At 72.2% G+C, this 24,540-nt stretch carries 19 protein-coding genes and 1 pseudogene; 13 read left to right on the top strand and 7 right to left on the bottom strand.

Annotation, left to right across the window (positions count from 1 at the left end; translation table 11 throughout):
* Positions 1–9: 9 nt before the first annotated feature.
* The 3 genes from RCO28_RS03610 to RCO28_RS03620 all read left to right on the top strand — a co-directional run bounded on the left by RCO28_RS03610 (position 10) and on the right by RCO28_RS03620 (position 3,365).
* Positions 10–1,167 carry an acetyl-CoA C-acetyltransferase gene (locus RCO28_RS03610; protein ID WP_308939420.1) on the top strand — a complete coding sequence of 386 codons (1,158 nt, stop codon included), beginning with the start codon at positions 10–12 and terminating at the stop codon, positions 1,165–1,167.
* A gap of 287 nt (positions 1,168–1,454) precedes the next feature.
* Positions 1,455–1,658 carry a cold-shock protein gene (locus tag RCO28_RS03615; protein WP_042152846.1) on the top strand — a complete coding sequence of 68 codons (204 nt, stop codon included), beginning with the start codon at positions 1,455–1,457 and terminating at the stop codon, positions 1,656–1,658.
* 105 nt (positions 1,659–1,763) lie between these two features.
* Positions 1,764–3,365, top strand: coding sequence for a DEAD/DEAH box helicase (locus RCO28_RS03620; RefSeq protein ID WP_374991094.1), 1,602 nt, complete (start codon positions 1,764–1,766; stop codon positions 3,363–3,365).
* A 142-nt stretch (positions 3,366–3,507) separates the two neighbouring features.
* Here the strand turns inward: RCO28_RS03620 and RCO28_RS03625 are convergent, their stop codons facing one another.
* From RCO28_RS03625 to RCO28_RS03645, 5 genes are read right to left on the bottom strand one after another with little or no spacing between them, the layout of a single operon-like run.
* Positions 3,508–4,401 carry a tyrosine-protein phosphatase gene (locus RCO28_RS03625; RefSeq protein ID WP_308939422.1) on the bottom strand — a complete coding sequence of 298 codons (894 nt, stop codon included), beginning with the start codon at positions 4,399–4,401 and terminating at the stop codon, positions 3,508–3,510.
* 37 nt (positions 4,402–4,438) lie between these two features.
* A complete protein-coding gene (locus RCO28_RS03630; protein WP_308939423.1) occupies positions 4,439–5,515 on the bottom strand; it encodes a nitronate monooxygenase in 1,077 nt (358 codons plus the stop codon).
* Complete coding sequence (locus RCO28_RS03635; RefSeq protein WP_308939424.1) at positions 5,512–6,252, bottom strand: CoA-transferase; 741 nt, start codon at positions 6,250–6,252, stop codon at positions 5,512–5,514. Before RCO28_RS03635 ends, RCO28_RS03630 begins: the two co-directional genes overlap by 4 nt.
* Positions 6,249–7,109, bottom strand: coding sequence for a CoA-transferase (locus RCO28_RS03640; RefSeq protein WP_308939425.1), 861 nt, complete (start codon positions 7,107–7,109; stop codon positions 6,249–6,251). The genes RCO28_RS03635 and RCO28_RS03640 overlap by 4 nt, the downstream gene beginning before the upstream one ends.
* Positions 7,106–7,873: an enoyl-CoA hydratase family protein gene (locus tag RCO28_RS03645; protein WP_308939426.1), complete on the bottom strand. Its 768-nt coding sequence runs from the start codon at positions 7,871–7,873 to the stop codon at positions 7,106–7,108. The genes RCO28_RS03640 and RCO28_RS03645 overlap by 4 nt, the downstream gene beginning before the upstream one ends.
* A gap of 77 nt (positions 7,874–7,950) precedes the next feature.
* Here RCO28_RS03645 and RCO28_RS03650 point away from each other — a divergent pair.
* Both RCO28_RS03650 and RCO28_RS03655 read left to right on the top strand, forming a co-directional pair.
* Positions 7,951–8,265: pseudogene (locus RCO28_RS03650) on the top strand (SDR family NAD(P)-dependent oxidoreductase); the annotation flags it as partial.
* Between the two features lie 44 nt (positions 8,266–8,309).
* Positions 8,310–9,191 (top strand): SDR family oxidoreductase, encoded by an 882-nt coding sequence (locus RCO28_RS03655; protein ID WP_308939427.1) that lies wholly within the window; start codon positions 8,310–8,312, stop codon positions 9,189–9,191.
* A gap of 16 nt (positions 9,192–9,207) precedes the next feature.
* On the opposite strand, the gene RCO28_RS03660 is transcribed toward RCO28_RS03655, so the two are convergent.
* Complete coding sequence (locus RCO28_RS03660) at positions 9,208–10,092, bottom strand: hypothetical protein (protein WP_308939428.1); 885 nt, start codon at positions 10,090–10,092, stop codon at positions 9,208–9,210.
* Positions 10,093–10,326: 234 nt separating this feature from the next.
* On the opposite strand from RCO28_RS03660, the gene RCO28_RS03665 reads away from it, so the two are divergent.
* Positions 10,327–11,124, top strand: coding sequence for a serine protease (locus RCO28_RS03665; RefSeq protein WP_308939429.1), 798 nt, complete (start codon positions 10,327–10,329; stop codon positions 11,122–11,124).
* A 260-nt stretch (positions 11,125–11,384) separates the two neighbouring features.
* The gene (locus RCO28_RS03670; protein WP_308939430.1) at positions 11,385–14,459 is read left to right on the top strand and encodes an endo-alpha-N-acetylgalactosaminidase family protein; all 3,075 of its coding nucleotides are present in this window, start codon (positions 11,385–11,387) and stop codon (positions 14,457–14,459) included.
* 235 nt (positions 14,460–14,694) lie between these two features.
* On the opposite strand, the gene RCO28_RS03675 is transcribed toward RCO28_RS03670, so the two are convergent.
* Complete coding sequence (locus RCO28_RS03675; protein ID WP_308939695.1) at positions 14,695–16,458, bottom strand: beta-galactosidase; 1,764 nt, start codon at positions 16,456–16,458, stop codon at positions 14,695–14,697.
* Positions 16,459–16,613: 155 nt separating this feature from the next.
* On the opposite strand from RCO28_RS03675, the gene RCO28_RS03680 reads away from it, so the two are divergent.
* The 6 genes from RCO28_RS03680 (at position 16,614) to RCO28_RS03705 (ending at position 24,493) form a co-directional block, all read left to right on the top strand.
* Complete coding sequence (locus tag RCO28_RS03680) at positions 16,614–17,498, top strand: AraC family transcriptional regulator (protein WP_308939431.1); 885 nt, start codon at positions 16,614–16,616, stop codon at positions 17,496–17,498.
* Between the two features lie 19 nt (positions 17,499–17,517).
* The gene (locus tag RCO28_RS03685; protein WP_308939696.1) at positions 17,518–17,844 is read left to right on the top strand and encodes a chorismate mutase; all 327 of its coding nucleotides are present in this window, start codon (positions 17,518–17,520) and stop codon (positions 17,842–17,844) included.
* A gap of 186 nt (positions 17,845–18,030) precedes the next feature.
* Positions 18,031–20,547, top strand: a complete 2,517-nt coding sequence (pepN, locus tag RCO28_RS03690; RefSeq protein ID WP_308939432.1) for an aminopeptidase N — start codon at positions 18,031–18,033, stop codon at positions 20,545–20,547.
* Between the two features lie 292 nt (positions 20,548–20,839).
* Positions 20,840–22,213, top strand: a complete 1,374-nt coding sequence (locus tag RCO28_RS03695; RefSeq protein WP_308939433.1) for an aminotransferase class V-fold PLP-dependent enzyme — start codon at positions 20,840–20,842, stop codon at positions 22,211–22,213.
* Positions 22,210–23,757 carry a SidA/IucD/PvdA family monooxygenase gene (locus tag RCO28_RS03700; RefSeq protein ID WP_308939434.1) on the top strand — a complete coding sequence of 516 codons (1,548 nt, stop codon included), beginning with the start codon at positions 22,210–22,212 and terminating at the stop codon, positions 23,755–23,757. The genes RCO28_RS03695 and RCO28_RS03700 overlap by 4 nt, the downstream gene beginning before the upstream one ends.
* A gap of 16 nt (positions 23,758–23,773) precedes the next feature.
* The gene (locus RCO28_RS03705; protein ID WP_308939435.1) at positions 23,774–24,493 is read left to right on the top strand and encodes an SIMPL domain-containing protein; all 720 of its coding nucleotides are present in this window, start codon (positions 23,774–23,776) and stop codon (positions 24,491–24,493) included.
* The last annotated feature ends 47 nt before the right edge of the window (positions 24,494–24,540 follow it).

The following is a 24,540-nucleotide window of genomic DNA, read 5'->3' on the forward strand; positions in this document are numbered from 1 at the left end:
GGAGCAGTCATGGCCGAGGCCTACCTCGTCGAAGCGGTCCGCACCCCCGTGGGGCGCCGCAAGGGCGCACTCGCCGGGGAACACCCCGCCGACCTCGGGGCGCACGTCCTGAAGGCGCTCGTCGAACGGTCCGGGATCGACCCCGCCGCCGTCGAGGACGTCGTCCTCGGCTGCCTCGACACCATCGGCCCGCAGGCCGGTGACATCGCCCGCACCGCCTGGCTCGCCGCCGGACTGCCCGAGGAGGTGCCCGGCACCACCGTCGACCGGCAGTGCGGCTCGTCCCAGCAGGCCCTGCACTTCGCCGCCCAGGGCGTGCTCTCGGGCACCCAGGACCTGGTCGTCGCGGGCGGCGTGCAGAACATGTCGATGGTCCCCATCGCGTACGCGTCCCGGCAGGCCGGAGAGCCCCTCGGCCTCACGGACGGCCCCTTCCACGGCTCCCGCGGCTGGCGCGCGCGGTACGGGGACCAGCCCGTCAACCAGTTCCACGGCGCGCAGCTGATCGCCGAGAAGTGGGGGATCTCCCGGCGCGACATGGAGGAGTTCGCCCTCCGCTCCCACCAGCGCGCGATCCGCGCCGCCGACGAGGGCCGCTTCGACCGCGAGATCGTCGCGTACGGCGAGATGGCCGCCGACGAGGGCCCGCGCCGCGACACCACCCTGGACAAGATGGCCGCACTCGCCCCGGTCGTCGAGGGCGGCACCATCACCGCCGCCTGCTCCTCGCAGGTCTCCGACGGCGCCGCCGCCCTCCTCGTCGCCTCCGAACGGGCCGTACGGGAGCACGGGCTGACGCCGCGCGCCCGCGTGCACCACCTGTCCGTGCGCGGCGAGGACCCCATCCGGATGCTGTCCGCGCCGATCCCGGCGACCGCGTACGCCCTGAAGAAGGCCGGCATGTCGCTCGACGAGATCGACCTTGTCGAGATCAACGAGGCCTTCGCGCCCGTGGTGCTCGCCTGGCTGAAGGAGACCGGCGCCGACCCGGAGCGGGTCAACGTCAACGGCGGCGCCATCGCCCTCGGCCACCCGCTCGGCGCGACCGGCGCCCGGCTCATGACGACGCTGCTCGGCGAACTGGAACGCACCGGCGGCCGCTACGGGCTGCAGACCATGTGCGAGGGCGGGGGCCAGGCCAACGTGACGATCGTCGAACGGCTCTGACCGGAGTCACGGCCGTCGGTACACCGCACGTATGCCCAGGTCAGAGGCCTCGTACCGCCCACGTGGCAGGCGTCACGTGGGCGGTAGCCCGAATCGTGCTAGGGTGACCTAGTTGCAGTTTTGGTACCCATGAACTTTATGTGCGCCTGACGGGAATGATCCTCAGGCGCATTTTTGTTTTCCGGCCGTTCCGGTTCTATTCCGGCCGCTCCGGACGGGGCTCAAGCGCGACAAGGGGAGCCACGAGGTGTGACTCCCTGGATCTGCCCCAACAGAAGGAGAAAAACATGGCCACCGGAACCGTGAAGTGGTTCAACTCGGAAAAGGGCTTCGGCTTCATCGAGCAGGACGGCGGCGGCGCCGACGTCTTCGCCCACTACTCCAACATCGCGACCCAGGGCTTCCGTGAGCTCCAGGAGGGCCAGAAGGTCACCTTCGACGTCACGCAGGGCCAGAAGGGCCCGCAGGCGGAGAACATCCTCCCGGCCTGACGTCCGGGGGATCGCGCATCCCACAGCCGGGGCCCGCACCAGCCGGTGCGGGCCCCGGTTTCTGCCGTCGGTCTCCGGACCGGGGGCTCGACGCTCCAGGAGGGCATCATCGGCACGACCAGCTCCGCACGTCCCGCCCGCGGCACCAGGAACGGCGGCAACACCAACCGGCGCAAGGCCACGCCCCGCCGCGCCGTGCCTTCGCAGGGCGAGTTCGCCGTACCGGAGTCCGTCACGCCAGCGCTGCCCGCCGTGACGTCGTTCGCGGAGCTCGACCTGCCCGAGGCCCTGCTCGGCACCCTCGCCGCCCAGGGCGTCACCGAGCCCTTCCCGATCCAGGGCGCGACGCTGCCCAACTCGCTCGCGGGGCGCGATCTGCTCGGCCGCGGCCGCACCGGCTCCGGCAAGACCCTCGCCTTCGGCCTCGCCCTGCTCGCCCGCACCGCGGGCCGCCGCGCCGAGCCCAAGGCGCCGCTCGCCCTGGTCCTGGTGCCCACACGCGAGCTCGCCCAGCAGGTCACCGACGCCCTCACCCCGTACGCCGACGCCCTGCGGATACGCCTCACGACCGTCGTCGGCGGGCTCTCCATCGGACGGCAGGCGGGTGCGCTGCGGCGCGGCGCCGAAGTCGTCGTGGCCACGCCCGGACGCCTCAAGGACCTCATCGACCGCGGCGACTGCACGCTCGGCGACGTCGCCATCACCGTCCTCGACGAGGCCGACCAGATGGCCGACATGGGCTTCATGCCGCAGGTCACGGCCCTCCTGAAGCAGGTCGAGCCGGACGGGCAGCGGCTGCTGTTCTCCGCGACGCTCGACCGGAACATCGACAAGCTCGTCCGGATGTTCCTCAGCGACCCCGTGGTGCACTCCGTCGACCCGTCCGCGGGCGCGGTCGTCACCATGGACCACCACGTGCTGCACGTCGCCGACGAGACCGACAAGAAGGCCGTCGCCGTGCGGATCGCCGCCCGCGACGGACGCGTCATCCTCTTCGTCGACACCAAGCGCGCCGCCGACCGCTTCGCGAAGCGGCTGCTCGGCCAGGGCGTGCCCGCGGCCGCGCTGCACGGCGGGCGCTCGCAGTCGCAGCGCAACCGCACGCTCGAGCAGTTCAAGACCGGCGTCGTCACCGCGCTCGTCGCCACCAACGTCGCCGCGCGCGGCATCCACGTCGACGACCTCGACCTGGTCGTGAACGTGGACCCGCCGACCGACCACAAGGACTATCTGCACCGCGGCGGCCGCACGGCCCGCGCGGGCGCCTCCGGCAGCGTCGTCACGCTCGTCCTGCCCGAGGAGAAGCGCGAGATGAGCCGCCTGATGTCGGTCGCCGGCATCAACGCGACCACCACCCGCATCCGCTCGACGGACGAGCAGCTCGCCGGCATCACGGGCGCGCGCGAGCCGTCCGGCGTACCGGTGACGCTTCCGGCGCCGGCGCCGCAGCAGCCTGCCCGGTCGTCGTCCGGCGGCCCGTCGCGTTCGTCCCGGTCGTCCGGTTCGTCGCGGTCACGTTCGCGGTCGGGCTCCGGGTCCGGTCGCGGGGCTCGTACGGGTAACGGCTCGGCGGCCACTGCCGGCTCGGGTACCCGTGGTGCCGGTGCGGGTAGCGCCGCGGGCGCCAAGTCCGGTGCTGGGCAGCGCAGTTCGGGCGGTTCGAGGCGGCGGTCGCAGGGCGGCGGGGGGCGGCGCGCGGCGGCTTAGGGTCGCGCCTGCGGGGCGGGGCTGAGTTTCCCCTCCCCGCCCCTTCCCTAAAGACTGCCGTCGGCTTCGTTGTTCGGCTGCCGCGCCGTCGTGGTTGATCGCGCCCCGCGGCGGAGCCGCTGATGTCACAGCCCCGCGCCCCTCAGGGCGCTACCAGTTGCCGTCGGAGACGTGCGAGCGTGCGCAGGTCCAGGCCGAGGCCCCGGACCAGGTAGCCGGCCAGGCTGCCGTACCGCCGTTCCACCTCGTCCCGCGCCGCGCGGAGGTAGTCGCGGCGGACCTCCTGGACCGGGATCAGCAGGTCCGGGTTCTGCATCAGGCCCGCCGCCTTCAGGGCCTCGCGGGTGCGGAGGTCGGCCTCCGCGCGGTACGTGTTGGAGAGCAGGAAGTCCCGCTCGGCCGTCGCGCCCGGCACCCCGATCGCGCGCAGGAGCAGCCAACTCACCCAGCCCGTACGGTCCTTGCCGGACGTGCAGTGGTAGAGGAGAGGGCCCGTGTCCGCGGCGGCGATGTCACGCAGTGTCAGCGCGAACTGTTCACGGCCCGCCGCGTCCGTGACGAACGCGCGGTAGATGCCCCGCATCTGCTCCTCCGCCCGGCCGCCGCCCAGCCACTTCTCCTGCTCCACCGGATCCTTCGTACCGATGACCTGCAGCAGCCGCGCGTACAGGCCCAGGTCGCTCACCGGCCTCGCGAGCGCCCGGACCCCCGCGGGCAGCCGGTCCTGGCCGTTGTGCTCGACCTCGAACGGCACCCGGAAGTCGACCACGCGGCCGAGGTCGAGCCCGCCGAGCGTTCTCACGTCGGCGTCGGTGAGCTTGCCGAGTTCATCGGCGCGGTACGCGAGGCCGTACCGGACGGCGGCGCCGTCGTAGGTGCGGTACCCGCCCAAGTCGCGGACGTTGACCGCGCCCTCCAGCCGGATGTGCCGCACGCCCGTGCGGAGCCCGCCCGCGAAGGCCGGCGGGGCCGTGAGTGCGGCGGCGGACAGGGACAGGGCGGCGGTGCTCAGCAGTGCGCGTCGGGACAGAGCCATGGCTGAACTCCCGTACGGGGAAAGGGAATCACTGGAATCACCCTGGTGTCGGCAGGGCGCCTGACGTGTGCGGACGGTGCAGTCGTACGAGGGTGTCCTCCGCCTCCGCGAGCACGCGGGCCACGAGCTCCGCGCACGACGGCAGGTCGTCGATGACGCCCGCGACCTGGCCGGAGGCCATCACGCCGAGGTCCGTGCGGCCCTCGACCATCGCGGCCCGCAGCAGCATCGGGGTGTTCGCGGCGAGCAGCACCTGGCTCCAGGACAGCTCCTTGCCGTGCTTCATCGCGAGCCCGTCCCGGACCAGGTCGGCCCAGCTCAGGCCGGACAGCTTCCGGAACGCGGCGGCGTGCCGCACGGCCCGCAGCAGGGTCCGGGAACGGCCCGCGCTCTGCAGGGAGTCGACCAAGCTGGTGCGGAGCATGCGGTGCGGCAGCCCGTCCACGGCCGTCGTGAGCGTCACGTCCTTGACGGTCGCCGCCAGATAGCGGGCCTTGACCGCGTCCGGGACGGTCGAGTCGGAGGTCAGCAGGAAGCGGGTGCCCATCGCGAGGCCCGCCGCGCCGTAGGAGAGCGCCGCGACCAGGCCGCGCCCGTCGTGGAAGCCGCCCGCCGCGATCACCGGGATATCGACGGCGTCGACGACCTGCGGGAGCAGCACGGTCGTCGCCACGTCCCCGGTGTGCCCGCCGCCCTCGCCGCCCTGCACGATCACCGCGTCCGCGCCCCACGCGGCGACCTTCTCGGCGTGCCGCCGCGCCCCGATCGACGGGACGACGACGACACCTGCGTCCTTGAGCTCGGCGATCAGCTCGCGGGACGGGGCGAGCGCGAACGACGCGACCCGTACGCCCTCGTCGACGATCAGCCGCACCCGCTCGCGCGCATCGGCCGCGTCGGCGCGCAGATTGACCCCGAAGGGCTGGTCCGTACGGGACTTGACCTCCCGTACGGCCGCCTTCAGCTGCTCCAGGGGCATCGTCGCCGAGGCGAGGATGCCGAGCGCGCCCGCGTTCGCCACGGCGGAGACGAGGCGGGGCCCGGCGACCCAGCCCATGCCGGTCTGCACCAACGGGTGCCGGACGCCGACGAGTTCCGTGAACGCCGTCCTCATCGCGCGGGCACCTCCCGCTCCCGCAGCCCCTCCGGGTCGATCACCTCACGGATCAGCCGCAGCTCGTCGGCGGTTGGTTCGCGGGTGTACGGCACCTCGTCGGGCACGACCAGATCGAACCCGGTGGCGTCCTGGACGTCCTCGACGCGCACGCCGGGGTGCAGGGACGCCAGGCGCATCGCGTGGTCCGGCGTGGCGAAGTCGAACACGCCGAGGTCGCTCACCACGCGCGGCAGCCGGTGGTGGCGGGCGCCGGCCGCACGGTCGTACCCCACCCCGCTCACCATGTCGACCCGCTCCACGAAGACCCGCTTCGAGTGCTTCGGAACCCAGTAACTCACGGGATTGTTCAGGGTGTTGACGGGGGCGCCGCGCACGCCGAGGAGCTGGCGCTTCGGCCGGGACCAGTCGCCGATGCAGGAGATGTTCTGGTTGCCGTACCTGTCGATCTGGCTGGCGCCCATCATCACGTGCCGCCGCCCGCCGGTGGCCATCGTGAGGTGGCGGCGGTACGGCAGCCAGCCCTCCACCGTGCCGTCCAGGCCGACGAGCATCGCCTCGCCGTCGGTCAGGAGCAGGTCGGGGGAGAAGGTGCGCTTGGCCAGGCGCGCGCCGAAGCCCGGGACCAGGCCCATCGGGCTGGCGAGCACCTCGCCGTTGTCGCGCCAGGCCTCGGCACAGGCGATCACGCAGTACTCGGCGCGGGTGACGGCGGTCGGGGTGGTCCAGGTGCTCACTGCTGCTCCTCGTGCCAGGCCTGCACGGCGGTCTGATACGCGTACTCGCTGCCCCCGGACAGGAACCGCTCGGCGAACGCCGCCCACGGCGTCGTCGCGTACAGCTTCTGGAAGGCCTCGTCGCGCCCGTAGTCGGGCACGCAGGACGTGAAGTGGGCGCCGTTCGGGGTCTGAACGACGCCGGTGACGCTGTGCCGGCTGATCAGCAGGGTCTGCGGCGCGGCGTCCTTGGTCAGCTCGGCGGTCTCCACGATCTGCTCGCAGGAGACGTACGCGGTGCTCGCGGCCTCGCAGAACAGGTCGTCGAAGTACGGGTCCGGCCCGAGATACTGGCCGTTGCCGTGCCGGTCGGCGCGGTTCATGTGGACGAACGCGGCGTCCATGCGCAGGGCGGGAACGGCGACGAACTCCTCGCCGGCCGACTCGTCCTCGTACGGCGAAGTGACCGTGCGCAGCTCGGGGTTGACCCGCATCACGTCCGAGCCGACGCCCGCGCGCACCGGCAGGAACGGCAGCCGGTTGGCGGCGGCGTGCAGGCCCCACATGAACATCGCCTCGTCCAGCTCGGTGAGGTGGAGAGCACCGCTCTCGCGGGCGGCGCGGAAGTGGGGTTCGAGGGGGATCGAGTCGAGCGTCGCGAAGGGGGCGACGAGGCGCCGGATGCGGCCCGCCGCGGCGAGCACGCCCACGTCAGGCCCGCCGTACGAGACCACCGTGAGATCGGTGATCTCGGACCGGAGCAGCGCTCGCACCAGTGCCATCGGCTTGCGGCGCGAGCCCCAGCCGCCGATGCCGAGCGTCATCCCGCTCTCCAGGCGCCCGATCACGTCGTCGGCGCTCATGGTCTTGTCGGTCACTTGTCCTCCCCCTCGGGTTTGCCGTCTCCCCGGCCGAACGTGTCGCGGACCTGGTCGGCCACGCCGCTGAGGTTGGCCTCGAACGTGAAGCCCTGCTCGAAGCGGTAGCTGCGGCGTACGTCCACCGGGTCGATACCGTTGATCGCGGCCTTCGCGAGCCGCAGCAGGTAGCCGTCCTTGCGGGCGATCTCGCGCGCCAACTCCAGGGCGGCATCGTCAAGTTGAGCGCCCGGCACCACCCGCCACACCGAGCCGTGCGTGTGCAGTTCGGCGGCGGTCGCGGTGCGCGAGGTGTAGTACAGGGCGCGCATCAGATGCTGTGGGACGAGCCGCGCCAGGTGGGTGGCCGCCCCGAGCGCGCCCCGGTCCAGCTCCGGCAGGCCGAAGACGGCGTCGTCGGCGGCCACGATCGCGTCGGCGTTCCCGGCCAGACCGATCCCGCCGCCGAGGCAGAAGCCCCGGACCGCCGCGACGACCGGCACCTCGCACTCGTACACGGCGGCGAACGCGGCCGCGCAGCCGCGGTTGGCGCCGATCAGCGCGCCGTGCCCGGTGTCGCGCTGCAGCTCCTTGATGTCGACGCCCGCGTTGAAGCCGCGGCCGGTCGAGTCGAGCACGACACAGCGGGTCTCGGGGTCGCGCCCGGCGGCGGTGACGGCGTCCGCCAGGTCGTACCAGCCTTGTACGGGAAGGGCGTTGACGGGTGGGAAGTCGACCGTGACGCGTGCGATGCCCTTGTCCGGGGCGGAGGTGGAGACACCCATGAGAGGATCAGCTACCTTTCCACCAAACATTTGTTAGGTGAGGAAGGTAGCAGCCGATGCAGAAGGATGGGAGGGGTATGGCGGGCAGGGAATCCGACCTCGACGGCCGCGTCGTGGTCGTCACCGGCGGCACCCGCGGCGTGGGCGCGGGCATCGCGCGCGCCTTCCTGCGGGCCGGTGCCGAGGTGGTGGTGTGCGCCCGCCGACCACCCGACGAGCCGGTCCAAGTGCCGTGCAAACGCGCCGAGTTCGCGCCGCTCGACCTGCGGGACGAGGGCGCCGTCGAGGACTTCTTCACCGGCAGCGGCGGCATCCGCGAGCGGTACGGCCGCCTGGACGTGCTGGTCAACAACGCGGGCGGCACTCCGTCGGCCAACGTCAACCAGAGCGCCGACCACGAGGACCACAGCTCCAACCACCGGGAAGGGACCGGAACATGAGTGGAATCAGTGCGGGGCGCGTCGTGATCGTCACCGGCGCCGGGCGCGGACTCGGCCGGGCGCACGCCCTCGCGTTCGCGGCGGAGGGCGCCCGTGTCGTCGTCAACGACCTGGGCGTCGGCCTCGACGGCACCCCGGGGCCCGACAGCCCGGCCGCGCGCGTCGTCGAGGAGATCCGCGCGGCGGGCGGCGAGGCGGTCGCGCACGGCGGCGACATCGCCACGGCCGACGGCGCCGCGTCCCTGGTCGCCACGGCCCTCGACACGTACGGCCGCCTTGACACGCTGGTCAACAACGCCGGGTTCCTGCGCGACCGGATGCTCGTCAACCTCGACGAGGACGACTGGGACGCGGTGATGCGGGTCCACCTCAAGGGGCACTTCCTGCCGCTCAAGCACGCCGCCGCGCACTGGCGGGCCGAGGCCAAGGCCGGGCGCACCCCGGCCGCGCGGATCGTCAACACCAGTTCCGGAGCGGGGCTCCTGGGCTCGGTCGGGCAGGGCAACTACAGCGCCGCGAAGGCCGGCATCCTCGGCCTGACCTTCGTCGCGGCGGCGGAGTTCGGGCGGTACGGGGTGCAGGTCAACGCCCTTGCCCCGGCGGCCCGTACGCGGATGACCGAGCAGGCCTTCGGCGATCTGGAGGCGGCACCGGAGGACGTCTCGCCGCTCGTGGTGTGGCTGGGCTCGGCGGCCAGCGAGGGCGTGACGGGCCGCGTCTTCGAGGCGGAGGCGGGCCGCGTCACCGTGATGGAGGGCTGGCGCCCCGGGCCGTCCGTGGACAAGGGGGTGCGGTGGACTCCGGCGGGGGTGGGGGACGTCGTACGGGACCTGCTCGCTGAGGCGGCCGAGCCGCTCCCGCCGTACGGGGCGCGGTGAGCCCCTGAGCGGGCCCTTACGTATCGCACTCAAGCACCGTCCCGCACAGCCCGCACCGCGCCCTGACCCGGCCCCTGACCGGGACGCGGATGCGCTGCTCGCAGGTGGGGCACGGGAAGGTGACACGGAGCGGCGGGCCGGGGTCGAAGCGGTAGCGGACGTTCCCGGCGGGGGCGGCCTCGGCGCGGCGGCGGGCCTTGGCGTAGTGGTGGCGGCCCGCCCAGCCGGCCGCGGTCAGCGGAGGCTGCCGGGCGTCCTCGCGGGCGAGCTCGCGGCCCTTCTCGTACGCCGTGTACGCCTGCGGGCTGGTGAACCAGATCGCCGGGTCCTCGTCGAAGAGCTCCGCCCGCTTCGCCAGGACGTACCCGAACTCCTCCGGGGTGAGATAGCCGAGCTTCTGCGACGACGTGCCGTCCTCGCGGAAGGCGTCCAGGAGTAGCCAGCCCGCGCCGAGGTAGGTCGTGGCGGTGTCCGTGAGGATCTCGTTGCCGCGGGTGCCGGGGAAGGCGAGGTCGATGCGGTGCAGGTAGACGTGCATGACCTCGTGGGCGAGGGCCGCGCCGATGTCCCTGCGGTGCGTACGGAAGCGGTCGTTCAGCTCGATGAAGTACTCGGGCCCCGCGGCCAGTTCGACATTCGCGGCGTGCTCCATCGCCCGGAAGCTCACGATCATCCGGGCGTCCGGGAGCCGCAGGTGCTGGACCATCGCGCGGGCCACCCGCTGCACGCCCAGATGCAGCTCGTCCTGGTCGGCGAAGGCGACGTCCGCAGGGGCCACGCTGGTGTCGAACGTACGCAGCGCCTCGGGGGTGAGGCGGCGGTACAGGGCGTTGATCGCCGCCCGCACCGTGTCCAGATGCGGGAATCCGTGCTCGACGGGGCGCCCGCTGCCGTACGTCACGCCCGCACCGCCTTCGGCTCGGCCGGGACCGGCTGCCACCGCAGGCCGGTCAAGGGACTTCCACTGTACGGGGGTTCGTCAGGAAACGTGTTGTTCCTCCTGACCTGAAACAGACCCTTGCCCCTGTGCCGTTCGGCCCTCAATAATCCGACACACGCGCTTGGCATGCCCATGTCGATCTGTTCGGCCGGGGCGCTGCCGTGCGCGTGCAACCCCCCACGAAAGGAAAGACAGTTGAAGAACCCCTTTGGTTCATTCAAGAGAGCAGCCGCTTTCGGCGCGATCACCCTCGCCGCCGTCAGCCTGCAGCCCCTCTCCTCGGCCCAGGCCCAGTCCGACAACGGCGGCGGCCCCTCCACCCGCGTCGTCGGCGGCACCAAGGCCGAGCAGGGCGAATTCCCGTTCATGGTGCGGCTCTCCATGGGCTGTGGCGGTTCCATGTACGCCGAGGACATCGTCCTGACCGCCGCGCACTGTGTGGACGGCTCGGGTGACAACACGTCCATCACCGCCACCGGCGGCGTCGTGGACCTGGAGTCCCCGGACGCCGTCACCGCGAAGTCCACCAAGGTCCTCCAGGCCCCGGGCTACGACGGCAACGGCAAGGACTGGGCGCTCATCAAGCTCGACAAGCCGCTCGGCATCCCCACCCTGAAGACGGCCGACTCGGACGCCTTCAACAAGGGCGACTTCACCATCGCCGGCTGGGGTGCCGACAAGGAGGGCGGCGCCCAGCAGCAGCACCTGCTGAAGGCGACCGTCCCGTTCGTCGACGACGCCACCTGCAAGAAGGCGTACTCGAACCTCATCGAGGGCGAGGAGCTGTGCGCCGGCCTCATCGACGAGGGCGGGGTCGACACCTGCCAGGGCGACTCCGGTGGCCCGATGTTCCGCAAGGACGACTCCGACCAGTGGATCCAGGTCGGCATCGTCAGCTGGGGCGAGGGCTGCGCCCGTCCCGGCAAGCCCGGTGTCTACACCGAGGTGTCGCACTTCAACGCGGACATAGCCAAGGCGGCCTCGGAGCTCTGAGCTCGCTGACCGTGCGCTGAGCACCTCGCTGTGCTCTGCGCACCTGGCTGTTCCCTGAAGCCACGCGTCCCCCGACCCGCACGGCGGCTGGTCGGGGGACGCGTGTGTGCGCGCCTGCGCGGGGTTGGTCGGGGGACGCGTGTGTGCGCGTCTGCGCGGGGTTGGTTTGTCCAACCACTCCCGCTCCTTTGTCCATGGGCCCTCAGCCCCGCCTTCCCGCATCGTGACGGCCACACAGAACCGTCCCGAGGAGGGGTGCAGTGCGCGCACAGACCGATGGACCGTCCCGCCGCAGCGTCGTAGCCGCCACCGCGGCCGCAGGTGCCGGCCTTGCCCTCGGCGTGCCGCTTCCGGCCGCCGCCGCGACCAGGGGCGAGGCCGTACTGCGCTCCCGCACGCTCGACGTACGCGTCGACACCGCCTTCCCGCGCGTCGTCGACTACACCCACCGCTCCTCCGGAGCCGTCCTGCACGGCGGCACCGCACCCGTCACGACACTCCACGTCGACGGCACCGAGCACACCCCGAAGGTCACCTCGAAGGCCGCCACCGACCGCATCACGTACACCCTCGCCCTGGCCGGCGGCACCGAGATCGACGCCGAGATTCGCGTCGACGGCGACCGCGTGCACTGGCGCATCACCCGGATCGCCGACACGGCGGCACTGCGCGTCGGCACCCTGGACTTCCCCGGCCTGCCCCTGCTCGCGGTGCGCAGCGACCAGCCGGGGGCCGCGCTGCTCGCCGCGCGGATCGAGCTCGACAAGGCGAAGAGCGGCGACACCCTCGTCGAGGTCACCCCGGACACCCCGGCCGAGGCGGCCAAGGGCTGCGCCTACGCGGTCGTCGCGCACGACCGGCTCGGCGGGGCCGTCGAGACCAACACCGTGTACGACAAGCCCACTTCGGAGGCCGGGACTACCTGGGACAACGGGCGCCTTCGACGCAGCACCGCACGGAAGGACGGTCACGTCGAGGCGCGGCTCGCCCTCGGCCAGTTCACCCACCGCGCTGCCGGCTCGCCGGTCGACGCCACCGAGCCCCTCCCGTACGCCACCGTCATCGTCACCGGCGACCGCAACGGCGACGAGCTGGTCGACTGGCAGGACGCCGCGATCGCGTTCCGGGACGTGATGGTGATGCCGCTCGGCGCCGAGGACCAGCACCTGCGCGTCGTCCCGCACATCCCGTTCAACTTCGCCTCGCAGGCCACCAACCCGTTCCTGCTGACCCTCGACCACGTCAAGCGGATCTCCCTGGCCACGGACGGGCTGCGCCAGTACACCCTGCTCAAGGGCTACCAGTCCGAGGGCCACGACTCCGCGCACCCCGACTACGCGGGCAACCACAACAAGCGCGCGGGCGGCCTCGAAGAGCTCAACACCCTGGTCAGGGAGGGGAAGAAGTGGGGCAGCGACTTCGGCGTGCACGTCAACGCCACCGAGTCGTACCCCGTCGCCAACGCCTTCTCCGAGACCCTCGTCGACAAGACGAACGAACAGTGGGACTGGCTCGACCAGAGCTACCGCATCGACGCCCGCCGCGACCTGGTCTCCGGCGACATCGTCAAGCGCTTCGCCGACCTGCGCGCCGAGGCGGACCCGGCCCTCAACACCCTCTACATCGACGTGTTCCGCGAGTCCGGCTGGAACTCCGACCGCCTCCAGCGCGCCCTGCGCGAGCAGGGCTGGCACGTCACCACGGAGTGGGGCCACGGCCTGGAGCGCTCCTCGCTCTGGTCGCACTGGGCGACGGAGACGGACTACGGCCCGGACACCTCCCGCGGCATCAACTCCCAGCTCATCCGCTTCATCCGCAACGACCACAAGGACGTCTTCGCCGACAAGTGGCCCACGCTGCTCGGCATCCCGTGCACCGGAAACTTCGAGGGCTGGGTCGGCAAGACCGACTGGAGCGTGTTCTACGACCAGATCTGGACGGACTCGCTGCCCGCCAAGTACTTGCAGGCGCACCCGATCAAGACCTGGACCGAGCACGAGATCACGCTCTTCGGCGACACCGCCACGAAGGTCTCCGACGCCAGCGGCAAGCGCGTCATCACCACCGACGGCCGCGTCGTCTACGAGGACGGCCGCTATCTCCTGCCCTGGGAGCCCCGGAAGGCCCTGAACCCGCCGAAGCTCTACCACTACGCGCCGAAGGCCGGCTCCAGCACCTGGCAACTGCCGAGCGGCTGGGCGAACGCCTCGAAGCTGGCGCTGTACCGGCTCACCGACCAGGGCCGGGTGTACGAGGGCACGGTGCGCGTCGCCCGTGGCGGCAAGGTGACGTTGACGGCCGAGGCGCAGCAGCCGTACGTCCTCTACCGCGAGAAGGTCCCGGCGCCCCGCGACCCCGACTGGGGCCAGGCCACACCGCTGCACGACCCGGGCTTCAACTCCGGTTCCCTGGACGGCTGGACGGTGTCGGGACCGGCGTCCGTGGAGCTCAGCGCGCTCGGCGACCACGAGCTGGTGGTCGGCGCGGGCGCCGCGGCGGCCGTCGGCCAGCGCCTCACCCGCCTCGCCCCCGGCAGCTACGCGGCGTCCGTGCAGGTCGAGGTCGGCGCGAAGGCGGGGGAGCGGCGCAAGGCGGCCCTGGAGGTACGCACCGCGGACGGGGTACGGGCGGAGAACTTCACGCACACGTCCACGGCCGGGAACCACGTCGCCGCCGACCGCAAGCACGGCACCCGCTTCCAGCGCCTGTTCACGTACTTCACGGTCCCCGAGGGCGGCGGCCCGGTCGACCTCACGCTCCGCGCGGAGAAGGGGCAGGCCCGGGTCCGCTTCGACAACGTACGGGTCGTACCGGCGCGGCGCACCGCCGTCCCCGAAGGCGCCCTGGTCTTCGAGGACTTCGAGCACGTGCCGCAGGGCTGGGGCGTCTTCGTCAAGGGCGACGCGGGCGGCGCCACCGACCCGCGCACCCACATCGCCCAGCGGCACGCCCCGTTCACCCAGCGCGGCTGGAACGGCAAGGCGATCGACGACGTCATCGACGGCTCGGAGTCCCTGAAGTCCCGCGGCGAGAACAAGGGCCTCGTCTACCGCACGGTCCCGCACACGGTCCGCTTCACGGCGGGCCGCAGATACCGGGTGACGTTCCGGTACGAGAACGAGAAGGCGGGGCAGTACGCCTGGATCACGGCGGTGGACGAGCCGGGGGAGCGGGAGCTGTCCCGCGAGGCCTTGCCGGTGGCCGTCCAACCTACCGAGTACGCCTACGAGTTCACGGCCCCGGAGAAGGGCGAGGCGTGGGTCGGCCTCAGGAAGGTGGGGGAGGACGGGAAGGCGGAGTTTGTGTTGGACGGGTTTGAGGTGCGGGAGGTTTGAGGGCTGGGGGCGGGGCTTCTTCCCCTCCCCGCCCCTGGAACCCCGCCCCTCCGGGGCTAAATCCAGCCCCTCCGGCGTTAGAGGAGCGGGGGTCTGGGGGCTGGCCCCCAGTCGGGAAGGGGCGGGGAGGGGATCAGCCCGCCGCAGGCGCCCCCCCCCCCCCCCCACCCCCCCCCCCCCCCCCCCCCCCCACCCCCCCCCCCCCCCCCCCCCTCGGGAAGGGGCGGGGAGGGGATCAGCCCGCCGCAGGCGCCCCCACCCGCACCGAAGCCCCCGCCCCAGCCCCCTCCAACTCCAGCACCCACACCTCGTTGGCCCCCTCCCGCAACACCGGCCCCGGCACGTACAACGACTTCTGCGGCCCGACGCTCCAGTACCGCCCCAGGCAGAACCCGTTCACCCACACGAACCCGCGGGTGAACGCGGGCAGTTCGAGCAGCGCGTCGCCCGCGCCCGCGACGGAGAGCGAGCCCCGGTACAGGCCGGGCCCACCGCCAGGCGTACGCGAGGCGAGCCCCCGTACCCGATCGGCCTCGTCGAACGCGTCGAGCCGCAACCCCGTCGCCCGTACTCCGTGCAGGAACTGCCGCTCGTGCAGTACACCCCCGGTGAGGCCCTTGGGCTCGCCCAGGCGGGGGCCGTAGTTGACGCGGCCCAGGGACTCCACGACCAGCTCCACGCGTGCCGGTCCGCAGACCGGTTCGGGGAGTTCGGGGGAGTCCTCGGTGAGCACCCCGGCCCGTACGCCGTCCACGTACACCACCGCCCGGTCCCTGAGGCCCCGCGCCCGCAGCGGGTACGGCTGCCGGGGGCCGGGCACGTCGACGCGGTAGCGGACCAGGCCGCGGTCCACGTCCAGCTCCTCGAAGGTCGGCGCGGACCCGAAGGCCTGCTCCGGCCCGCCGAGCGCGTCCACGACCTCCCTGAGAGGGGTCCAGTCGCCGAGGACGGCCTCCGAGGCGGTGCCCAACTCCGCTGGTGCAGGCGGCAGTTCGGCCAGCGGCCCGTCCGCGTACTCGGCCAGCACCTCGCGGAACGCCCAGAACTTCGGCGTGGCCCGGCCGAACTCGTCGACGGGGGCGTCGTAGTCGTACGACGTCACGTCCGGCAGCAGCGCCCCGTCGTGCAGCGCGCCCCCGGCCCGGTTGGCGCCCGCCCACCCCGCGAAGCTCGTACCGCCGTGCGCCATGTACAGGTTCACCGACGCCCCGGCCTCCAGGATCTCCCGCAGCGCGTCCGCCGCGTCCACGGGGTCGCGTACGACGTGCCCCGTGCCCCAGTGGTCGAACCAGCCGCACCAGAACTCCATGCACATCAGCGGGCCCTTCGGCCGGTGGTGGCGCAGCGCCGCGAAGCCCTCCCGGGCCTGTGAGCCGAAGTTGACCGTCGCGAGCACCCCCGGCACCGACCCGCCCGTCAGCATGTGGTCCTCGGGCCCGTCGGAGGTGAACAGCGGAACCCGCACTCCCAAGTCCATCAGCAGTTGCGCGAGTTGGCGCAGATACTCCTGATCGGAGCCGTACGAGCCGTACTCGTTCTCCACCTGCACCATGATCACCGGCCCGCCCCGGTCGATCTGCCGCTCCACCACCTGCGGAAGCAGCACCCCGAACCAGCGCTCCACCTGCGCCAGATACTCAGCGTCACGCGTCCGGATCCGCCCGCCGAGCGGCCCGGTCAGCCAGTGCGGCAGGCCGCCGTTCTCCCACTCCGCGCAGATGTACGGGCCCGGCCGCACGATCGCCCACAGGCCCGCCCGAGCCACCGCGTCCAGGAACCGGCCGAGCGCCGCCGGATCCTGCCACTCACCCGGCCGCGGCTCGTGCAGATTCCACGGGACGTACGTCTCCACGCAGTTGAGGCCCATCGCCCGCAGCATTGCGAGCCGGTGCCCCCACTGCGCCTCATGCACCCGGAAATAGTGCAGCGCACCCGAAAGCAGCCGCACCGGCCGCCCGTCCACCTCGAACTCCTCGTCCCCCACCACAAACTCGCCCACCGGGCCCGCCTCTCCGTCACGCACAGTGCGCCCCACCCTCACCCCCTGGCGGCGGGCCGGTCCATGGACAAAGATCAGCCCTGATTGGACGCAACGGCCGGCGCACGGCGGCCGCGCAGAGCACGCGCAGGCCAGGACGAAAGGGGCAACAGGGCATGTATCACACGTGGATGCGGTACTTCACGCCTAGCCCCGTCCACCACCGCCTCGGCCTCGTCTGCCTCGGCGTCGGACTCCAGCACGGCACCCTGCCCACCGTCGGCCCCCGCACCCTCGACCACCACGTCGCCATCGTCATCAGCGCCGGCAGCGGCTGGTTCCAGGGCCCCGACGGCCACCGCACCACCGTCACCGCCCCCGCCCTGCTGTGGATCATCCCCGGCGTCGCACACCACTACGGCGCCGACCCGAACACCGGCTGGGACGAGTCCTTCGTCGACTTCACCGGCCCCGCCACCAGCACGTACACCGAACTCGGCTACATCGAACCCGAGCGCCCCGTGATTCCGCTCTCCGACGCCGCCGCACCCCGCGCCGCCATCGGCCGGATCGCCCGCGCCGCCCGCCGCGGGAACCCGTTGTTGGAGGTCGAGACCGGCGCTGCCGTCCACGAACTCCTCGTCGCCCTGCGCCGCGCCCGCGCCGACATCGCCCCCGACGGCGACCCCGTCCTCCAGGCCCTCGCCCGCGACGCTTTTCAGCCCCTTTCCGTCGCCGAGCACGCCGCCCGCCACGGCATGACGCCCGCCGAGCTGCGCACCGCCGTCCGCCGCGGCGCCGGCTGCAGCCCCAAGGACTACCTGCTCGGCATCCGCCTCGGCCGCGCCAAGGAACTCCTCGCCGCCACGGAACTCCCCGTCGCCGCCGTCGCCCGCCGCGTCGGCTACGACGACCCCGCCTACTTCTCCCGCCTGTTCACCCGCCGCGTAGGCGTCGCCCCCGTCCGCTTCCGCCAGCAGCAGGGCCGCGCCGTACCGGGTGGCTGGTCCCAGCAGATACCGGACCCGGACGACCCGCCCATGCTCCACCCGGCAACGTAGGCTCGACCCCATGAGCAGCATGACGAACAGCGACAACGGTCAGCCCGCCGAGGGCGTCGACGAACAGGTCCGCGCCGAACTCGCCCGCCTGCGCGACAGCATCGACAACATCGACGCCGCAGTCGTCCACATGCTCGCGGAACGCTTCAAGTGCACCCAGCAGGTCGGCCACCTCAAGGCCCAGCACCAGCTGCCGCCCGCCGACCCCAACCGCGAGTCCGAACAGATCGCCCGCCTCCGCGCGTTGGCGGAGAGCGCGAAACTGGACCCGGCGTTCGCGGAGAAGCTGCTCAACTTCATCATCGCGGAGGTAATCCGCCACCACGAGACGATCGCGAGGTCCTAGCCCTTCCGCCCCTGCTGTGGGCAACTGTTCCGCTGGGGCGATGGGGGTCCCCCCTGCTCGAGCGGAGCCGAGAGCTTGGGGGAGGGTGGGCACAGCACCCCGGTGCTGGGTGCGCTGTCATCAGGGGTCCAGGGAAGCTCCCTGGACCCCCTGTGCCGACCGCACCCGATCGTGCAGCATGAGCGTATGTCCGTACTGACGCGCGACGAAGCGCAACAACGAGCCCAGCTCATCGAAGCCCACCGGTACGAGGTCCACCTCGACCTGACCAAGGGCGACACCACGTTCGACACCCGCACCGTGATCCACTTCACGGCCCACGCGAACGGCGACACCTTCATCGAGCTGAAGGCCGACCACCTGCGCACCGCCACGCTCGACGGACACCCCCTCGACCCCGCATCCCGCACCGCCGACCGGCTCCCGCTCACCGGCCTCACCGCCGGCCCGCACGAGCTGCACATCGACGCCGCCATGCGCTACTCCCGCACCGGCGAAGGCATGCACCGCTTCACCGACCCCACCGACGGCGAGACGTACCTCTACACCCAGGCCTGCATGGACGACGCCCAGCGGATCCTCCCCTGCTTCGACCAGCCCGACCTCAAGGCCCGCTTCGCGATCACCGTCACCGCCCCCACCGACTGGACCGTCCTCGGCAACGGCATCGCCACCGAGCACACCCCCGGCCAGTGGGAGATCGCCGAGACCCCACCGATCTCCACGTACCTCGTCGCGATCGCCGCAGGCCCGTACCACTCCATCCGCACCGAACACCGCGGACTCCCCTTCGGCCTGCACTGCCGCCGCTCCCTCGCCCCCCACCTGGAGGCCGACGCCGAGGAACTCCTCACCGTCACCCGCGGCTGCTTCGACCGCTACCACGAGAAGTTCGACGAGCCCTACCCCTTCGACTCGTACGACCAGGCCTTCGTGCCCGAGTTCAACGCCGGCGCCATGGAGAACCCCGGACTCGTCACCTTCCGCGACGAATTCGTCTACCGCTCCGCCGTCACCGACACCGAACGCCAGACCCGCGCCATGGTCATCGCCCACGAGATGGCCCACATGTGGTTCGGCGACCTCGTCACCCTGCGCTGGTGGGACGACATCTGGCTGAACGAGTCCTTCGCCGAGTACATGGGCTACCAGACCACCGCCGAAGCCACCCGCTTCACCGACACCTGGACCGACTTCGGCATCACCCGCAAACCCTGGGGCTACGACGCCGACCAGCGCCCCTCCACCCACCCCGTCGCCCCCGACCCGGAGCTCGTCCCGGACACCGCGACCGCCGACCTCAACTTCGACGGCATCTCCTACGCCAAGGGCGCCTCCGCGCTCCGCCAACTCGTCGCCTGGCTCGGCGAGAAGGACTTCCTCGCCGGCATCAACACCCACTTCAAACGGCACAAGTTCGACAACGCGACCCTCGCCGACTTCCTCGACAACCTCGCCGCCCACACCGACCGCGACGTCCACGCCTGGGCCCGCGCCTGGCTCGGCACCACCGGCATCGACACCCTCACCCCGTCACTGAGCGAGACCGACGACGGCGTGCAGCTCACCGTCCAGCACGACGGCAGCCGCCCCCACCACGTCACCATCGGCCTCTACGACACCGTCTCCCTCTCCACCGCCACCTCGGCCGCCACCCTCCACCTGCGCGAACGCTTCGACGTCGACATCCCCGCCGACGCCCCGCAGGTCCATGCGCGGGACCTGACCGGCCGCCGCCCCGACCTGATCGTCCTCAACGACGGCGACCTCACCTACGCCAAGATCCGCTTCGACGAGCACTCCTTCACCACCCTCAAGACCGGCCTCTCCCACCTCCCCGAGCCCCTCACCTCCGCCGTCGTCTGGAACGCCCTCCGCGACGCCGTACGCGACGGTGAACTCCCGCCCGCCGCCTACCTGGAGGCCGCCCGCGCCCACCTCCCCGGCGAAGCGGACCTCGCCCTCGTCCAGGGCGTCCTCACCTTCACCGCCGCCCACGTCGTCGACCGCTTCCTCCCGGCGACCGAACGCCCCGCCGCCCTCGCCACCCTCACCGACCTGTGCCGCGACCTGATCCGCCGCACCGAGGACGGCTCCCACCCCGGACTGCGCCTCACCGCCGTCCGCCACTTCATCTCCGCCGCCGCCCAACCCGACACCATCCGCGACTGGTTCGACTCCGGCAGCGTCCCGGGCGGCCCCGAACTCGACCCCGAACTGCGCTGGCGCATCCTCCACCGGCTCTCCGTACTCGGCGCCGTCGACGACGCCGTCATCGAAGCCGAACTCACCCAGGACCCCAGCGCCACCGGCCAGGAAGGCGCCGCCCGCTGCCGCGCCGCCCTGCCCGACCCGGTCGCCAAAGCCACCGCCTGGCGCGCCATGTTCGACGAGGACCACCTCTCCAACTACCTGTTCACCGCCACCGCCCAGGGCTTCTGGCAACCCGAACAACTCGACCTCGTACGCGACTACATCCCCCGCTACTACGACGCCGCCCTCGCCGTCGCCGCCCGCCGCGGCTCCGCCATCGGTGACGCCGCAGGACGCTGGGCCTTCCCCGCCATCGCCGTCAGCGACACCACGCTGACCCTCGGCCGCACCTGCCTGGACCGCGACAACCCGCCCCCGTCCCTGCGCCGCAAACTGGTCGACCAACTGGACGATCTGGAGCGGGCGTTGCGGGTACGCACCGTTCTGTAGCCTCGCCCGCAGGATCCAGCCCCTCCGGCGTTTGAGATGGGGGTCCCCCCTGCTCGAGCGAAGCCGAGAGCTTGGGGGAGGGGGCCCGGGGGCTGGCCCCCGAAGCGCCGCAGCCACGCGGCGCCAGTCGCATATCGAAAACAGCCGGGAAGGGGCGGGCAGGGGACCAACACCCCCGCCCGCCCCCACGCGCACAGATACCCCTTTCGGGTCCAGCTCGTTGAGCTGACGGACACGGCCCCCAGCCCCGTACAGGCTGGACCAAGCCCCCCCCGGACCCGAAGGAACCCCCATGCCCGACGCCCCCCTCGCCTCCGGACCCGCGGGCCCCACCCACCTGCGGCCCCTCCTCGACACCGTCCTCACCGCCCTCACCGAAGGCGCCACCGCCCGCCAGGGCCCCCTCCCCGCCGGCGGCCCCACCACCGTCACCGAGCACGTACGACGCACCGTCGGCCACCCCCTGCCCGAACACGGCACCGGCGACGAAGAGGCCCTCACCACCCTCGTCCAGCTCCTCGCCCACGGCGCCGCCGACCCCGCCGACCCGCTGTGCGCCGCCCACCTGCACTGCCCGTCACTCGCCGTCGCCACCGCCGCCGACCTCGCCGCGTCCGCACTCAACCCGTCCATGGACTCCTGGGACCAGGCACCCGCCGCCTCCGCCCTGGAAACCCTCGTCACCGACGCCCTCGCCGCCCTCGTCCACCCCAGCGCCACCGCTCTCGTCACCACCGGCGCCACCGAGGCCAACCAACTCGCCCTGCTCCTCGCCCGCGAGACCCACACCCCCGCGACCCTGCAACTCGTCACCGGCGCCAACGCCCACCACTCCCTGCAGCGCGCCGCCTGGCTCCTCGGCCTGCCCGAACCCATCACCGTCCCCACCCCCACCGACGTACTCGACCCCACCGCCCTGAACGACACCCTCACCCAACTCCCCAAAGCCACCGTCCTCGTGGCCGCCACCGCGGGCACCACCGACGCCGGACACATCGACCCCCTCCCCGCGATCGCCGACGTCTGCGACCACCACGGCGCCCGCCTCCACATCGACGCCGCATACGGCGGCACCCTGCTGTTCAGCGACCGCCGCCGACGCCTCCTCGACGGCCTCGACCGCGCCCACACCGTCGCCCTCGACCTGCACAAACTCGGCTGGCAACCCGTCGCCGCCGGACTCCTCACCGTCCGCGACCGCGGCGAGACCCGCGCCCTCGCCCACCAGGCCGACTACCTCAACGCCGACGACGACATCCACGCCGGACTACCCGACCTCCTCGACCGCTCCCTGCGCACCACCCGACGCCCCGACATCTTCAAGATCGCCACCACCCTGCGCGCCCTCGGCCGCACCGGCATCGGCGCACTCGTCGACCAGGTCTGCGACCTCGCCAGCGGCTTCGCCCACACCATCGACAGCCACCCCCGCTTCGAGCTCTACGCCCGCCCCACCCTCAGCACCGTCCTCTTCCGGCCCCACCACATCGAGGACGCCGCCCTCGGCAGGCTCCGCCGCACCCTCCTCACCGAAGGCCACGCCGTACTCGGCCGCGCCCACGCCGACGGCCGCCTCTGGCTCAAGGTCACCCTGCTCAACCCGCACACCCGGCCCGCCGACCTCGCCGGCCTCCTCAAACTGGTGGAAGGGCACACCTCCCGATGAACCCCACACCCAGCCCACCCGACCCCCGGCACCCGACCCGCCCCGACCCCCCGCAGCCAACCCGCTCCGGCCCCCCGCACCCGACCCGCCCCGACCCCCCGCAGCCAACCCGCTCCGGCCCCCCGCAGCCAACCCCGCCCGACTCCACGCCCGACCACCCCCGCGATCTCGTCGGCATCGGCATCGGCCCCTTCAACCTCTCCCTCGCCGCCCTCGCCCACGGCCTGCCCGACCCCCTCGACACCGCCTTCTACGAACAACGCCCCGCCTTCCACTGGCACCCCGGCCAGCTCATCGACGGCACCCGCCTCCAAGTCCCCTACCTCGCCGACCTCGTCACCCTCGCCGACCCCACCAGCCCCTGGTCGTACCTCAACCACCTACGCGACCAACAACGCCTCTACCCCTTCTACTTCACCGAGCGCTTCCACATCCCCCGCGCCGACTACGACACCTACTGCCGCTGGGTCAGCGACCGACTCCCCTCCCTGCACTACGGCCACCAGGTCGACGCCGTCCGCTGGGACCCCCGACACGCCCTCTTCGAAGTCGACTTCACCCAACTCGACACCGACGGCGAAGCCGAAGCCCTCGGCCGCACCCACACCCGCAACATCGCCCTCGGCATCGGCACCGCCCCCTACATCCCCGAACCCCTCAGACCCCTCGCCGACGCCCCCACCGTCCCCGTCATCCACGCCGCCGACTACCTCACCCACCGCCAACGCCTCCTCGCCGCCGACCACATCACCGTCATCGGCTCGGGCCAGTCCGGCGCCGAGATCTTCCTCGACCTGCTCCGCGCCCGCCCCGCACGCCACGAAAAACTCCACTGGCTCGCCCGCACCGAGGCCTTCGCACCCACAGAGCACTCCCCACTCGGCCTCGAACACCTCACCCCCGACCACATCCACTACTTCCACGCCCTCCCCGAACCCGTACGCGACCGCCTCGCCCCCGCACTCCGGCAACTCCACCAAGGCATCGACGCCGACACCATCGCCGCCATCCACGACGAGCTCTACGACCGCACCCGCGACGGCGGCTGGCCCGACGCCACCCTCACCCCCGGCGTCACCGTCCGCACCGCAGGCCGCCTCGCCGGAACCAAGATCGAACTCCACCTGGAACACACCCAGCAGGGCACCCGCACTCGACTCACCACCGACGCCGTCATCCTCGCCACCGGCTACCGCGAACGCCCCCTCGACCAGCTCCTCGCCGCCCTCGACCCCCACCTCCACCGCGACGCCACCGGCCGCCCCCACATCGACCCCCACTACCGCCTCGCCCTCGACCCCGCCATCACCCGCACCGGCAGCAACATCTACGTCCAGAACGCCGAACGCCACACCCACGGAGTCGGCACCCCCGGCCTCGGCCTCGCCGCCTGGCGCAGCGCCACCATCCTCAACACCCTCACCGGCACCAACCCTTACCCGCTCCCCACCCGCACCGCCTTCACCACCTTCGGCCTCCCCGAAGTGCGGAACGACAGCACCACCCCCGGCCCCGACGGAACCCTCGTCGACCTCAAGGGCTGAATGCGACAGTGACCCCATGACCACCAACCCCCACCCCAGCCCCAATCCCAGCCCCAACCCCACCCCCGCCCTTGAAGACCCCCGAGTCGCCGTACGCGGCGAAGCCCGCCTCGAAGTCGACCCCGAGATCGCCCGCATCACCATCACCGTCACCGCACGCGGCCGCGACCGCCGCGCCGCACTCGACGACCTCACCCACCGCAACAACACCGCACTCCAGCTCATCAAGAGCTACGGCGAAGCCATCGAGAACCTCGAAACCGGCGCCTTCTCCATCAGCCCCCAACTCACCGACAAAGGCCGCGGCGAACGCATCCGCGCCTACCAGGGCCGCGTCCACATCACCGCCGAACTCAGCGACTTCACCGCACTCGGCGAACTCACCACCCGCCTCGCCGACCTCGACCTCACCCGCGTCGACGGCCCCTACTGGAGCCTGCGCCCCACCTCGCCCGCCCACGCCCAGGCCCGCCGCCAAGCCGTCCACGAAGCCGTCCAACGCGCCCGCGAATACGCCGACGCCCTCGGCACCCAGCTCACCGCACTCATCGACATCGCCGACATCGGCGCCGACAACTCCCTTCCGCCCTACCCACCCGCACCCGGCGGCCTCCGCACCGTCGCCTACGGAGCCCCCGAAGCCGCCGGCGCCCCACCCCTCGACCTCGAACCCCAACGCCAGACCATCTACGCCAACATCAACGCCCGCTTCACCATGGCCCCGCCCCGACTCTGAGCAGCCATGCGCATTCCGCCCGAATGAGCGCCCCCGACCACCCATCG

Origin of the sequence: Streptomyces sp. LHD-70, assembly GCF_031157275.1 — a bacterium.
GTDB lineage: Bacteria > Actinomycetota > Actinomycetes > Streptomycetales > Streptomycetaceae > Streptomyces.